We start from the raw sequence: 13,155 nt of genomic DNA, 5'->3' as shown, positions 1-13,155 counted from the left end.
CGCCGCCCGGGGTCGCCGGCGATGGTTTCGGGGGCGGCGTCGGACGGCTCGGAGCCGCCATCCGTGGTTTCGTCGGCTTCGTCCGCGGACGTGATGGGAGCCTGCGGCTGCGTCGTCACGTCCCGCGTGCCGGACGGAGCCGAGACGGCGTCGGCGGAGACGGCGGACACCCGGGCGGCCGCCGCCCGCTGCTCCCCATCGGCGATCAGCAGCGCGTCCAGGTCGTCCGGCGCCTCGGAGGGCGATGCCGCCTCAGCCGATTGGGATGTTGCGGCTGCGTCCTCGGGTGTGGAGACGGCGGCGGCGTCGGGGGCGGATGCGGGGGCCGGGGCTGCGGGAGAAGGCGGTGTGGGCTCCAGCGAGGTTGAAACGGCCTTCTGCGCCGGGCTGGACGGCGACCGCACGACCGTGGGGACGTCGTCTTCTGCGCCGGCGCCCTCGGGGACGTCGGCAAAGGTCAGGCGGCCGAGGGCGGCGTAGGTGATGGCCTTGCTCCAGTGACCGGGCAGCTGCTCGTGCGCCTGTCCGGACAGGGCGCCCACCTCGTCGACGTCGACGTCCCCGGCGGCGGCGTCGATGAGCCGGGTCAGCACGGCCAGCCCGGACGGCTCGCCACGCGCGGCGGCCGTGCGGATCTCGGCCAGGACCTCTTCGACCGCCGACGGGCCCGTGACGGTGGTGAGCCTTCCGATGAGGGCGGCGTTGCCCTCGGTCACGGCGCGTTCGTCCAGCGCGGCCCGCATGTCGTGCAGGGTGGGCTCGGACGGGACGGCGGCGTCGCCCGGCAGCGCCGTGTGGAGGCGGTCGAAGGCGAGTGCGGCTTCGGTGAGCCGTCGCAGATCGGTGTCGCCGGGACGGCGCCGCGCCGTCACGGCGTCCCGCACCGCGTCGGCCGCGGAAACGGCCTCGTCGAAGGCCGCCTCGGCGTCGTCCAGCAGCCGCCGGGCATCGCCGTCACCGGATGACCGCGGCTGCGACGGGGGCGTCTTCATCGGGGTCTCCATCGGTTCGGGAGGGTGCGAGTGCGGTTTGGCGCGGGCCAGGGGAGGGGTGTCGGGAAGCCGCGGATGCTCCGGAAGGCGGGGCTCGCGGGTGCGCAGGGCCGTCCAGGTGTCGTGCAGCCAGGCGACCGTCTGCTCGTCCAGTTCGTCGGCCATGCCGAGCAGCTGTGTCAGCGCCACGGGGGCCAGCTGGGCGTCGTGCGCGATGACCTCTGCCAAGGCCCAGCGGGTGAGGGACCGTGGCGTGGCCGACTGGACGAGCAGGTTGAAGGTCAGGCAACCGGCCCGCCGGAGCACGTCTTCGTCACCGCCGAGCAGGCCGAGGCACTCGTCCGCCGTCAGGCCGTCGCAGTTGCGGTATCCGTGCGTCAGGGGATGGGCGACCCGCGAACGCAGCCGGGAGCTGTGCCGTCCGCCGCGCAGCCGGGCCAGGACCGTGCCGGCCGCCCGTCCGCTGACCTTCCGCAAGTCCGGGAGGCCGACGACGTCGAGGATCGCGCGGCGCAACTCGGCGGGATAGCGCAGGAGGGCCCGGCGCACGTCCTCCGCCTCGACGCGCTGGAGTGCCCGGTGGGCGGCCTGCTCCCCGTACCGCTGCTCGGGCGCGAGCCGGCCGAGCGGGTAGTCGTGTGATCCCGCTTCGTGATCGGCATTGGAAACGATCAGTGACACCTCTCTTCGGGGGATGCGGGTGCCGTGACGTCGCCGGCCGAAGTCGACACCGGCCTCTGACATTTACCGCGATGGCCGACATGCGCGCTCCCGCCTCAGAAGGGCGACCGGCATCGGCCACACTGACCGACCTGCTTGACGGTCTCCGCTCGACCTCGCCCGGTCACGGAATCGCGGTGTCGCCGAGCTCGCGAACCCGGTCGGTCGGGTCCAGCCGCCGCGTCATGCCGATCTCGACCGTCCCGCTCGCCGAAGGCGCCCCCGTGGAGATGACGTAGACGTCACCGGCGCGGATGCCGCCCCGCCCTCGGCGAGCTTCCGGGTGGCCTGCTCCGTCCTCTCAGCGGGGCGCGCCTTCCCGCATCTCAAGGAGCGGCAGGCCCGCCGCGTAACGGCGGAAGAAACCGGCGGTCGGGGTGTCCGCCGCCGCGACGACGTCCGGGGTGCCCTCCGCGACCACCGCGCCTCCGTCCGGACCGGCACCCGGCCCCAGGTCGATCACCCAGTCCGCGGACGCGGCGACGGGGACGTCATGTTCGGCCACGACGACGGTGTTGCCCGAGTCGAGCAGCACATCGAGCGCGTCCACCACACGCTGGACATCGGACGGGTGCAGGCCCGAGACGGGCTCGTCGAGAACGACGAGGCCGGCCTTGCGGCTCGCGGCGCCACGCTGGATCGCGGACGCCAGCTTCAGTCGCTGCGCCTCGCCGCCGGACAACTCGGTGGCGCTCTGGCCGAGCTGGAGATAGCCGAGCCCGACCTGGTTCAGGGCTCCCAGGATCTCCGCGAGCTGCCGGGGCGCGCGGAACCGCTCCGCGGCCTCGGCGACGGTCAGCTCCAGCACCTGATCGATGGCCAGCCCCTGATACTCGATTTCCAGGGCCTCCGGCTTGTAGCGCCGCCCCTCGCACGCGTCGCAGACCACCCACACATCCGGCAGGAAGTGCATGTCGACCAGCTTGCGGCCATAACCGGTGCAGGTCTCGCAGCGGCCGCCATCCGCGGTGTTGAAGCTGAACCAGGAGGCGTCGACCCCGCGCTCGCGCGCCAAGTCGGTATCGGCGAACAGCCTGCGGACGATGTCGAACGCCTTGCTGTAGGTGGCCGGGTTGGACCGCGGCGTCCGCCCGAGCGGTTCCTGGTCGACGACGGCGACCCAGCCGAACCCCGCGAGGCCGGTCACCTTCCGCGCCGTGTCGGTCGCCGTCCCGTTCAGGGCGGCCTGAGCGTTCGTCCCGAGCGCGCCGAGCAGGCTGCTCTTGCCGCTGCCGCTCACCCCGGTCAGGCAGGTGAGCCGGCCGACGGGGAAACGCACCAGCTCCGCGGTCACGTTGTGCGCGCGCAGGCCGTGCAACTCCACCCAGCCGGTGTCCTCCCCGACCGGGCGGCGGGCCCGGCGCAGCCGCGGCCCCTCACCGGCCAGATAGCGGCCGGTCAGCGACGTCGGGTGGGCCACCGCGTCGGCGGGAGGCCCCGACACCAGGACCTCACCGCCGAGACGGCCCGCGCCGGGGCCCATATCGATCACCCAGTCGGCCCGGGCGATCAGTTCGGGGTCGTGCTCGACCAGGAGCACCGTGTTGCCGGCCTCGCGCAGCTCCAGGGCGATGTCGAGCAGGTGCGCCTTGTCGGCCGGATGCAGTCCGGTTCCGGGCTCGTCCAGGACGAAGATGATGCCGCTCAACTCGGTGCTGAGCTGCGCGGCGAGCCGGGTCCGCTGCAGCTCACCGCCCGACAGCGTCGCCGCCCCCCGGGACAGCTGGAGATGGGCCAGGCCGAGCCGGTCGAGGATCGCGAGCCTGCGGCCCAGGTCCTGCAGCAGCGGCTCACCCACCTCGCGCTCCCGGGCGTCCAGGCCGTCCGCCACGCGCTCGGCCCAGCCGCGCACCTCCCGTACTTCCACCTCGAGCAGGTCGGGATAGGTCAGCCCGCCGAGCCGCACGGACCGGGCCACCCGGTCGTACCCGCTGCCGCCGCAGGTTCCGCAGGGCTGCTTGCGCATGTACGGCAGGTAGCGCTGCTTGGCGCCGGCGGTCTGGGCGTTCACGAACACCCGTTCCACCTCGGCGAGCGCGCCCCGCAGCGGCCGGCTCGAGGTGTAGGTCATCCGGGCCGTCTCATTCTTGTTCGGTATGTCGACGCTCGCCTCGATCGCCTCGTCACCCGTGCCGTACAGCACGCAGTGACGGAACTCCTCGGGCAGCGACCGCCAAGGCAGGGCGAGGTCCACGCCCCGCTTCTCGGCGAGCGCCGGCACGAACAGGTGCTCCCCCGACCGCCACTTCGCGTACCAGGGCGAGGCGCCCTCGAAGAGCGGAAGCTCCGGGTGGGTGATGATCAGGTCTTCCTGCGCCCGCCAGCGTCCGCCCACCCCGTGGCAGTCCGCACAGCCGCCCTCGGGCGTATTGCGGTCGAAGTGAGCGGTCGTCAGATGCCCGTCCCCGCTGTCCGCCGCCGGGTCCGCGCCGATCCTCGGAAGGCGCGAGTACAGCAGCCCCAGGTGCCCGTCGATGCCGGTGATCGTCGCGACCGTGGAGCGGGGGTTGCGGTTCAGGCGGCGCTGGTCGACCGCGAGCGTCGCGCCGAGTCCCCGGACGCGATCGACCTTCGGCCGATTGCGCTGGGTGATGTACTGCCGTACGAACGGCGAAAGCCCTTCCAGATACCGCAGTTGGGCCTCGTTGTGCAGGGTGTCGATGGCCAGCGAGGTCTTGCCGCTGCCGCTCACTCCGGTGAACGCCACCAGCCGTCCCTTGGGAATGCTCACCGACACGTCCCGCAGATTGTTGGTACGAGCGCCCACCACGTCGATGGTCTCGAGCCCCATGCTCGCGACGTCCCGTACGAATGCCGTCAACCTTCGTCCGCCTTCTCGTAACGCAGCAGGGCATGGGCGGAGAGGCCCCGCCCATGCCGAACAAACCGATCACTATGCGGCGGCCGCCCGTCATCAATGGCGCAGAGCGGCCGCTTCACCGAGTCCTTCCGTCCATCAGCACGTGGCCGGTCCCGATGCGGCCCGTGCCGTGGATCAGGACCGGGACACCGAGGTGAGCTTGCTGATGTCGGGGGCGTAGACGCTCATCCAGTGCGGTCGCAGCCGGTAGTAGACCACGTCGTTGTCCCAGTCGAACGAGTCGTCGCCGTAGAAGTCCTTGAAGTACGCGAGCAGGTACGGCCAGTCCGCGGCCGGCTCGCCGTCCTGGGGATTGAGGATCTCCACCGTGCCGTGAGTGAACACGCCCAGATCCTCACCGCGCATGTGCGCGACGCTGGCGGCGGGACGGGCGGCCAGATGACGGGCCTTGGCGGCGCCGCGCGCCGTCCCGAAGTGCCACTTGCCGTGCAGGAAGTGCCCGTCCGCACCGCTGATCCGCGGTTCGCCCTTCGCCGTCACGGTCGACAGGGCGAGGGTGCACATGCCGGTGAGGACCCCGGTGAGCTGCTCTGCCGTCAGTGTGCTCTCGGCGTTGATGATCGAGCGGAGGTGCGAGGTGGAGCGGGAGAGGGAGGCGTCCAGGAGGGCCTGGAGCTCTTTGAGTTCTTCTGGTGTTTCGCGCACTGAGGGTCGTTCCCATCCATCCGTCTGTTCGTGAGGTCCCGGTCCACGTCCGCCATCGGCGCCGACCGGTGAACCCATGCTCGACCCGAAACCTGACGACTTCTGTCAGGTTTCCTCGCCCAGTTCGATCACCAGCGGGGCGATCGGCGCGAACGACGGCATTCCGCGCCGGCGCCTGCAGCGCGGCGTGCGGTTCCTCCTGAGTCCGCGATCACCAACCGTTCGCCCCGTATCGGTGCAGGTCAGAGGTATCCGTTGCCGTCTTCGGCCCGTACTGCCGCGATCCCGCGATCTTGCGCCGGGCCTTGCGCCGGCTTCGCTCCGTTTCGCTCGCCTGGCTTGCCGGGGCGGCGACCTCGTCGCGCGCCGTCCGGACTCGGCGGCCAGTTCCAGGACGTCCATTCCCTGCAGGCGCGTCGCGCAGCCGCGCGTTCTCCGCCTCCAACTCGGCGGCGCGTCGGCGTGCGCTGAGAAGTCCGTGCGACGTACGCGGTGGGGAAGCGGGAGGCGCCGGTGCCGCAGGCAAGCGGAGCCTTCGGCGGTGCGGTGCCGTCTGGAGGGCGGCGACGAAGCCGGGGGGTGTGAAGGTGTTGTGCGGAGTCTCCGTTCGTCCGGACCTGCCCCGGCGCCGAAGACGAGCGCCTCGATCCGGCTGCTCGCCCGAGCAGCCGGGTGAGGGCGGAGGCCACGCCGGGTCAGGTTCTGCGGCCCGGGGGTCCAGCCCTCGGCGGCGCGTCGGCCGTTCTGGGGGATTGAACGTGGCGCCGGTGATCCGATAGGCGGCGTGTCTGGCGTGGCGGGTGGTGTGGTGGTGGGTGGAGGGGCGGCTGTCTGTGGTGCGGGGTCTGTGGGCTGGGGGTTCGGGGTTGCGGTGTCGGCGGCGCGGGGGCCGGTGGGGCGGGGGCTTTCGGTGCGGGAGCGGACGGTGGCGGGAGCGGGAGCAGAATGTCACGTCCTGACCGTCGACCGTGCCGAAATCGAGTGCCTCTCCGGAATGAAGGGTCACGACAGATATGCCGGGCGGCTCAAACTCTGCTGGATCTCGGCGGACTGGATGTTCGACCGCGCGCACCCGCAGTTTGCGGCTCTCGCAGAGTACGTCTGCGTCCGAGAAGGCCGGGATGTGCATCGCGGTCACGGCGAGATGGCTGGTCGGGGGCAGGTTCGGGTCGGTCGTCACCAGTGCGGCGACGGACTCTCCCGGCCTCGTAAGAACCCCGCCTGGCGCAGTAGCGGCGCGGCTTTGCCGACATTCACTTTCCGACTCAGACGGGGCGGGGACGGCTTCGGTTTCTGGCTCCGATTCACCTCGGCATCGTCGTCTCAGGCGAAGACCACACGCGCGTCGGAGCATGAGGGGGACGCGGCGAGATGTGATCAGCGTTACCTCCTCGAGCGAAAGGTCACATGCGGCAAAAATCGATCCACGGCACGTTTATGACGCCGTCAGGTAAACGCTTCCTGGCCATTTCCCTGCGGTGATCGACCGATTGTCGATGCGGGGGAGGGGTAAAGCGAACAGGCGCCGAACGGCGCGATCTGCGTGGTGCGCCTTGCCCAGCCGCCCCCCGGCCTGCTCGCCGCCGGCGGGTCCTGGCCACCTACCGCCGCCCCGGCGGCGAGGGGGCGCGGGCGAAGGGGGTGCGTGGGCCGGGCGCGCTGGTGGGCAGGGACGGCTCGAGGGGTGTTCGCCCAGGTCACGGTCGGTCGCCGGTTCGCGTCTTTTGGTGATGATCGAGCTGTCCGTGCCGCTTCGTCCGTACAGGGTGGGAGCGGCGTTCGCCGGGTGGACGGAGGTGGCCGGATGGGACCGGACCGCGCGGGTCGGGGGGCCGGGACGTGGCGATCGTCACCGGCGCGGCGGTTGCGACTTGCCGATCGCCATGGAAAAGTCCACCATCGGCCGTTCATGTGACGATTCGTGCGGCATTGGCGGCCTGTTTGCGGGGAATGTGTAGGTTGGGTAGATCAACAGCGTGCTGAACAGCGGGGGGACGTCCCGCCGGGCAGCCGACATACACGTCGATTCAGGAGGTACCCGTGGCCCGCACCCTGGCGAGGGGCACTCGCGTGACCGGTGCCGAGCGCACCAAGCTCGCGGCCGAGCTCGCCCCTCGATACGCGTCCGGCGAGAGCATCCGCGACCTGGCCGCCGAGACCGGCCGGTCGTACGGATTCATCTACAACATCCTCAAGGAGGCCGGCGTCCCGCTGCGCGGACGCGGCGGCAACACACGGCGCAGGAAGGGCTGACCCGGCGCCGGCTCCATCTCGGGGCAGGGCGCCGGCCGCGCGGTCGCCGGTGCCGGTGCACCGGCGGTGCCGGGATGCTCGCGCACGGCCGCGGAGACGCGGCCCGGCGCGATGTCACCGGTGGCGGTCGCCGATCTCGCAGTGCGAGCCCAGCCCCGCCAGGTCGGCGGCGGCGCGTCCGGCCACCCAGCCCTCGTAGTTGGAGACCGCGCGGGCGCGGCCTCTGGTGAGGTTCGGGAACAGCTCGTCGACGGCCTGGTCGACGGCGCGGTCCCGTGCTGCCAGGACGGGGAGCAGCTCGTCCTCCGCGTTCTGCGAGGGCGTCCCGCCCCCGGCGTCGTCGTGGGCGGCGGCCCGGTCGGCGTGCGCGGCCCGGTTCGCGGCGTGGGCGGCCCGGTCGGCGGCGTCGCGCAGCCGTTCGCCGATGCGGGCGGCGTAGGCGTTGAGGAAGGCGTGCCGGAACGAGCGCGTACGGGATCGTCCCCCCGCGTCCCGTTGCGCTCCGGCGCGCACCATCGCCGTGGTCGCCTGCACCAGCAGGGAGGTGAACATCATCTCCACGGCGGCCAGATCCGCCGGGAAGCCCAGCACGGTGGAGAAGCCCAGCTCGCGATGCCAGACGGCGCGGCACCGGTTGGCCTCGGCCACCACCGTCAGCAGCGCCGCCTTCGGCGACTCGTACGGGGCGTCCACGGCCAGGCGCCGCCCGGCGGGACCGACGGCCGCCTCGGCGCCGTCGGCGCGGGCCGCCAGCAGCGCGTGGTCGATGCTGTGGCGGGCCATCAGCTCCTGCGCCCGCGCGCTGAGCGCCTCGGCCTCCTCGGGGAACTCGGTCGACTCCGCCTTGGCCAGCAGCGCCCGGACCTTGGCGAGCATCCGCTCGTCGACCGGCCCGGCGGACGCCGACGACGGCTCGCCGGGCAGCGGGGCGATCTTGGGCAGCCGCGGCAGGGTGCCCAGCAGGTGCAGGACCTCCAGCGCACAGGCGAGCAACACGGCGCGGTCGACGCCCTCGCGGCGGCACCAGCCGCGCGGCAGTTCGTGGTCATGCGTCCACCAGACCCGCGCGTCCAGCGCGGACAACTGGCCGAGCCACGCGTCGTCCGTCGTCGCCGCGGGGTAGGCGCGCGACTCGGCCGCGATCACGTCCACGACCAGACGCCGGTGCCGGTCGCCGAACGTGCGTCCGGTGAAGCGCGCGACGTCGGCGGGCTGCCAGCCGCGGTGCCAGGCGGCCGTGACCGCCTCCTGCAGGCGGGCCAGCAGCAGCCGGTCGACGAGGCGTTCGCGGCACCCGGCCAGCTCGGCGACGCAGGCGCGGAACGCGGGCAGGTCAAGGCGTGACAGCGCGCGCAGCGCCTGCGTCATCAGCGCGTCGACCATCTGTCATCCCCCGTAGCGAACATGGCCGCGGTGCCGGCCCGGCCGGCGGACGGCTCAGGTGGCGTCCTCGCCGTGCAGTTCCTCCACCACGACGCTCTGGTAGGCGCGGGAGGTGTCCGGCACGTACGTCAGACGGGCCAGCGCCCGGCCGTCCCGGTCCCTGATCTCGAAGTGGTAGCCCTCGTCGCTGCGCTCGCCGACCTGGGCCACCGCCTGGTCGTGGCGCAGCCGGCACATGGTGTCGACTTTCTCGAGCGCGACCTTGAGGGTGCCCGCGTCGCTGATGAGCCGGGCGGGCTCATTCGTCTCCCAGATCTCGAACATGGTCGCGTTCCTGTCGGCGGTCGGGGTTGGGGGTGCGGGGACTTTAACCGGTCTGCGGGATAGCTTGCGCCGATTTGATGGAACTTTCAATCAGCGCAGGTCTCGGATTGATCACTATTCGGGGCGGCGCACCTTCACAGAGTTATGCCTCCGCGGCCTCCAGATCAAGTGTCGCCCGCGATGAACTCGGCGAACGGCGTTCCGTGCGGCCATTGCACCGCCGGGTCGCCGGGATGGTCCGATTTGCGGTAGTTCTTTTGGTGTCCTGCGGAGACCTGTCCGCTGACCAGCCCAGACGCGGCGGCATGGCGCCGTTGCGCGGTCCGCGATATGAGACCCGCCACGTTCGACGCGCAGATCACGGCTTTGTGACGAGGGCACGGCGTCGGCATTCCGCATTGTTACGCGTTCGCGGTAAACCAGAACGCCGGTCTGTGCGTCGTCGCAATAACCGGCGGGCATTCCGGCCCGCCGCGCATGCCGATCACGGGAGGGTGACGGTGACGTCGGTGGCGTCGGGTTCGGCGAAGCGCACCATGGCCTCGCCTTCGGCGGCCAGCTGGTCCAGGGCCCGGCCCGGCAGCTCCTCGAAAGGGTGCAGGCGCAGGGTGACGGCCCTTCGTCTGCGCTGCGTCTCCCAGGTGCCGAGGGCGAAGCCGTCCCACAGGAACGTGGCGCGGACGCGGAGGTTCTTGGTGGTGAGCCGGGGACGGTGCGCGTCGGCGATCACCCGGCTGCGGTCGGCGTGCGCCAGCAGGAGGCTGTCGAACTCGGGCAGGAAACGCGGCGGGACGGGCGTGCCCGGATCGGGGCGCGGCGCGTCCGGCAGGTCGAACAGTTCACGGCCGTTCTCGTCGGTGAAGACGTCCAGCGCGGGACGCAGCCCGTCGAACGTCTCACCCAGCCCGGACAGGCCCGACCACGTCTGCGCGTCGGCCACCGTCGCGGGGCCGAACGCCGCGAGGTAACGCAGGACCAGGCCCCTGGGGGCCGGGGCGCCGGACGGGGCGTCGCCCAGCCACTGGTCGGCCGGCGCGAACTCGGCGGAGCGAGGGAAGGCCCAGCGGTCGTCACTCGGCACCATCACCAGCGGCAGGCACATCCGGACCGCGTGACCGAGCGCCCGTTCGTTGACCTCCGGGAAATGCGGCTGGAGCAGGGCGCGCAGCTCGTTGAACGTGCGGGGCCGGTCCGCCAGCAGGTCCCGCGCCACCGGCAGGACCGCGTCGAGGTCCAGGCCCTCGGCGCGTGAGCCGAGGGCGCGCAGGGCGTCGGTCAGCATCGGCTGCAGCGTCGCGCGGAAGGAGATGTAGTCGGCGGCGGTCACGAGGTGCAGCGTGCCGCGCATCATCGTGGCCCGGACGAGCCGCCGGTCGTGCAGGGCCGCCGCCAGCTGCTCGGCGCGGAACCCGGCGATCCGCGACCACAGCCCCAGGAACGGCGGCTTCGGCTCCTGGGCCTGCATCCCGCCCAGCCGCCCGACCGCCGCCACGACGTCCGTCTCCGCGCGGCGCAGCAGGAGCTGCCGCGCGAGCGTGGCCCGGTTCAGGGCACGCCGATCGAGCGTTTCCCCCACGCGCGACCTCCATCCCCGTCCGAGGCGGCAACCCTATCCGCGGCCACCGACACTCCAGCGCCGCACCGGCGCGTACAGGAGTAAGGACGGCGCTCCGCCGAGGAGCGCCTCAGAGAAGAGACAGGAGTAGTGGGCGCGGTTGTGCTCCGTCAGCCGGTCGTTCTCGGGCGGGTCGCCCGGCCGGTGGAAGCCGGCGACGCGGCGGCGCTCGGCGGTGGGCGGCCCGCCTGGCGGCTGAGGACGTGACGCATCGCCGCGCCCGGTGAAGCCCGACCGGTAGCAGGCGACGGGGGCGTTCGGGGCGAGCCGGCTTCCTCGAAGAGGCGGGCGGCGGCCAGCGCGGACAGTCCCTTGCCGACGGCTGACACGTTCACCATCGGGCCGGTCCGCCACGGGCGGCCGTCGCGGGGGTGCCCGCCCCACAGGTAGACGACGGTGCGACCGGCCACGGTCACGCAGCCGATCTCGTCGCGTCGCGCGAAATTGTCGGCGAATGTTGCGCGCACGGCGGGCTCGGGTTCGGTCGATCATGGGCTCTCCCGTCCGTCCGAGCCGGGCTCCGGAGAGACGGACGCGGGTCTTGTGCGAGGTCGGCACGATGCGGCGGTGCGGTCGCCGGGGCGCGCGCCGAGGCGGGCCCGGCCGGCCGCCTCCCGGGCATGGACTGATCACGGACGCCGCGTCACGATGGCGGCGTAGCGCTGGCTGGTGCAGCCGGTGGGACGTTCGGGAAAGCGGCGACAAATGAGGCGTGCGCCACACTCCCGGCTCCCCGCCGCTGGACCCCCGCTTCCGCCGCAGGTCAGGACGTGGAAACCGGGACGGCGGCGAGTGGGACGGCGCCGGTGCGCGGCGATCTTTTCTTGATCTGCACGTGCATCGGCTCTTGCACCTGCACGCTATTGCTAGCAGGATTGCCCCCGGACCCCCCGCACGTGAACTCCCCGGAGATCGCGATGACCGCACACTTGAGCGACAGCGACCGACAGGCGCTGCGCCTTGCCCAGGACCTGCGCGAGCAGATGAGGCTGGCACTGCCGCAGCAGAGCGCCGCGCCCTCGGTGTCGCCGTTCGTCGATCCCTCGGGACGCCCCAGCGTCCTGATGCGGATGGACGACGAGACGGCGCGCGCCTTGATGGCGGTGCTCAGCGACCGGCTCGCGGCCCAGGCACAGGCGCAACCGCCCATGCCGCCGCAGCAGCAGTTCCCGGCCGAGCCGCGCCGCGCAGACGGCTCCCACGCGGCCCCTCCGCCGCCGACGGCCCCGCCACCGCAGCGGCCGGACATGTCCTCGCTGCCCCCCGCGCCGACGTTCACCCCGGCACCGGCCGTCCCCGCACCGGGCGGCCCGCTGCTCCCCACGGTCTTCCCCTCGCGCTGAGCCCCGGCGGCTCGCCGAGCGCACACCGACGCGGTCTCCACCAACGCCCGGGGCCAGAGCCCCGGGCGCGTTGGTATCTCCCGCCCGCGTGAGGGTCGCCGTCCGCCGCGCAGCACGGAATGGTGGACCGACGCTCCGGGTTACGTCGCCGCGGTCATTTCCACACTTGCGCCACCGCATCGGCCACCGCGGGCGCCTGCGCCCGTCCGGCCCGTGCCGCGTGGGCGCGCCGTGCCGGGTCCAGCGAGTTGCCGCCGAACGCCTCGCGAGCCGCCGCGTCCGGCGAGACCACCACCACCCGGGCGCCCTGCCGCCGCAGCTCGGCGACCTGCCGGGCCACGCTCACGACCGGTCCGAACCCCTGAGGGGACGGCGCCAGCACCACGACGCGGCGGTGACCGGCCGCCAGGTCGGCGTTGACCGGCGACCGCGCCCCGCCGTCGATGTAGCGGACGCCGCCGACGGTCATCGGGGGCCACACGCACGGCACCGCGCAGCTCGCCGCGACCGCGTCCACCAGCGGCACCCCCCGATGGCGGTGGAAGACGGTGAACGCGCCGGTCGCCGCGTCCACCGCCGTGATCAGCAGCTGGCGGTCCCGCGGCCACTCGTGGACGGGCAGCCGCGCCGCGATCACGGCCCGCCGCTCCGCCTCGGGCACCGTGCGCGCCGCCAGCGCCAGCCGGCCGACCCGCGCGCCCACCTCGGCCGCCGTGCGGGAACGCAGCGCGGCCCACGCCCACCGCGCCAGCACCACCCGGCCCACGCGCGCCGGGAGTTCGCCGTCGGGGGCGGCCAGCTGGGCCGCGTACCGCTGCTCGACCGGCACGCCGCAGGCCACCTGGGCGCCGACGATCGAACCGGCCGACGTGCCCACCACCAGGCCGGCCGTCGTCAGGTCCACGCCAGCGTCCGCCAGCCCGGCCAGGACGCCCCACTGCCAGGCGATGCCAGTGACGCCCCCGCTGCCCAGCACCAGCGCCGTGCCGCCCATGCCCG

At 72.8% G+C, this 13,155-nt stretch carries 8 protein-coding genes and 1 pseudogene; 2 read left to right on the top strand and 7 right to left on the bottom strand.

Annotated elements, in window-relative coordinates; genetic code table 11:
* The 3 genes and pseudogenes from ABD811_RS21935 to ABD811_RS21925 all read right to left on the bottom strand — a co-directional run.
* Window positions 1-1,673: pseudogene (locus ABD811_RS21935) on the bottom strand (hypothetical protein); the annotation flags it as partial.
* A gap of 340 nt (window positions 1,674-2,013) precedes the next feature.
* Window positions 2,014-4,503 (bottom strand): excinuclease ABC subunit UvrA, encoded by a 2,490-nt coding sequence (locus tag ABD811_RS21930; protein ID WP_344950716.1) that lies wholly within the window; start codon window positions 4,501-4,503, stop codon window positions 2,014-2,016.
* A gap of 204 nt (window positions 4,504-4,707) precedes the next feature.
* The gene (locus tag ABD811_RS21925; RefSeq protein ID WP_344950713.1) at window positions 4,708-5,238 is read right to left on the bottom strand and encodes a pyridoxamine 5'-phosphate oxidase family protein; all 531 of its coding nucleotides are present in this window, start codon (window positions 5,236-5,238) and stop codon (window positions 4,708-4,710) included.
* 2,040 nt (window positions 5,239-7,278) lie between these two features.
* Here ABD811_RS21925 and ABD811_RS21920 point away from each other — a divergent pair.
* Window positions 7,279-7,491, top strand: coding sequence for a helix-turn-helix domain-containing protein (locus tag ABD811_RS21920; RefSeq protein WP_067911029.1), 213 nt, complete (start codon window positions 7,279-7,281; stop codon window positions 7,489-7,491).
* A 114-nt stretch (window positions 7,492-7,605) separates the two neighbouring features.
* On the opposite strand, the gene ABD811_RS21915 is transcribed toward ABD811_RS21920, so the two are convergent.
* The 3 genes from ABD811_RS21915 to ABD811_RS21905 all read right to left on the bottom strand — a co-directional run bounded on the left by ABD811_RS21915 (window position 7,606) and on the right by ABD811_RS21905 (window position 10,774).
* Window positions 7,606-8,874: a DUF2786 domain-containing protein gene (locus tag ABD811_RS21915; RefSeq protein ID WP_344950702.1), complete on the bottom strand. Its 1,269-nt coding sequence runs from the start codon at window positions 8,872-8,874 to the stop codon at window positions 7,606-7,608.
* A gap of 54 nt (window positions 8,875-8,928) precedes the next feature.
* On the bottom strand, window positions 8,929-9,198 hold the full coding sequence (locus ABD811_RS21910) for a hypothetical protein (protein ID WP_344950698.1): 270 nt from the start codon (window positions 9,196-9,198) through the stop codon (window positions 8,929-8,931).
* 484 nt (window positions 9,199-9,682) lie between these two features.
* The gene (locus tag ABD811_RS21905) at window positions 9,683-10,774 is read right to left on the bottom strand and encodes a winged helix DNA-binding domain-containing protein (RefSeq protein WP_344950695.1); all 1,092 of its coding nucleotides are present in this window, start codon (window positions 10,772-10,774) and stop codon (window positions 9,683-9,685) included.
* Window positions 10,775-11,730: 956 nt separating this feature from the next.
* On the opposite strand from ABD811_RS21905, the gene ABD811_RS21900 reads away from it, so the two are divergent.
* Window positions 11,731-12,156, top strand: coding sequence for a hypothetical protein (locus ABD811_RS21900; RefSeq protein WP_344950693.1), 426 nt, complete (start codon window positions 11,731-11,733; stop codon window positions 12,154-12,156).
* A 154-nt stretch (window positions 12,157-12,310) separates the two neighbouring features.
* Here ABD811_RS21900 and ABD811_RS21895 read toward each other — a convergent pair whose 3' ends face one another.
* Complete coding sequence (locus tag ABD811_RS21895; protein WP_344950690.1) at window positions 12,311-13,150, bottom strand: patatin-like phospholipase family protein; 840 nt, start codon at window positions 13,148-13,150, stop codon at window positions 12,311-12,313.
* Window positions 13,151-13,155: the final 5 nt, after the last annotated feature.

The organism is Actinomadura miaoliensis (assembly GCF_039536785.1).
GTDB classification, from domain to species: domain Bacteria; phylum Actinomycetota; class Actinomycetes; order Streptosporangiales; family Streptosporangiaceae; genus Spirillospora; species Spirillospora miaoliensis.
The sequence above is the reverse complement of the archived record's forward strand: the minus strand, read 5'-3'. Positions and strand labels throughout refer to the sequence as shown.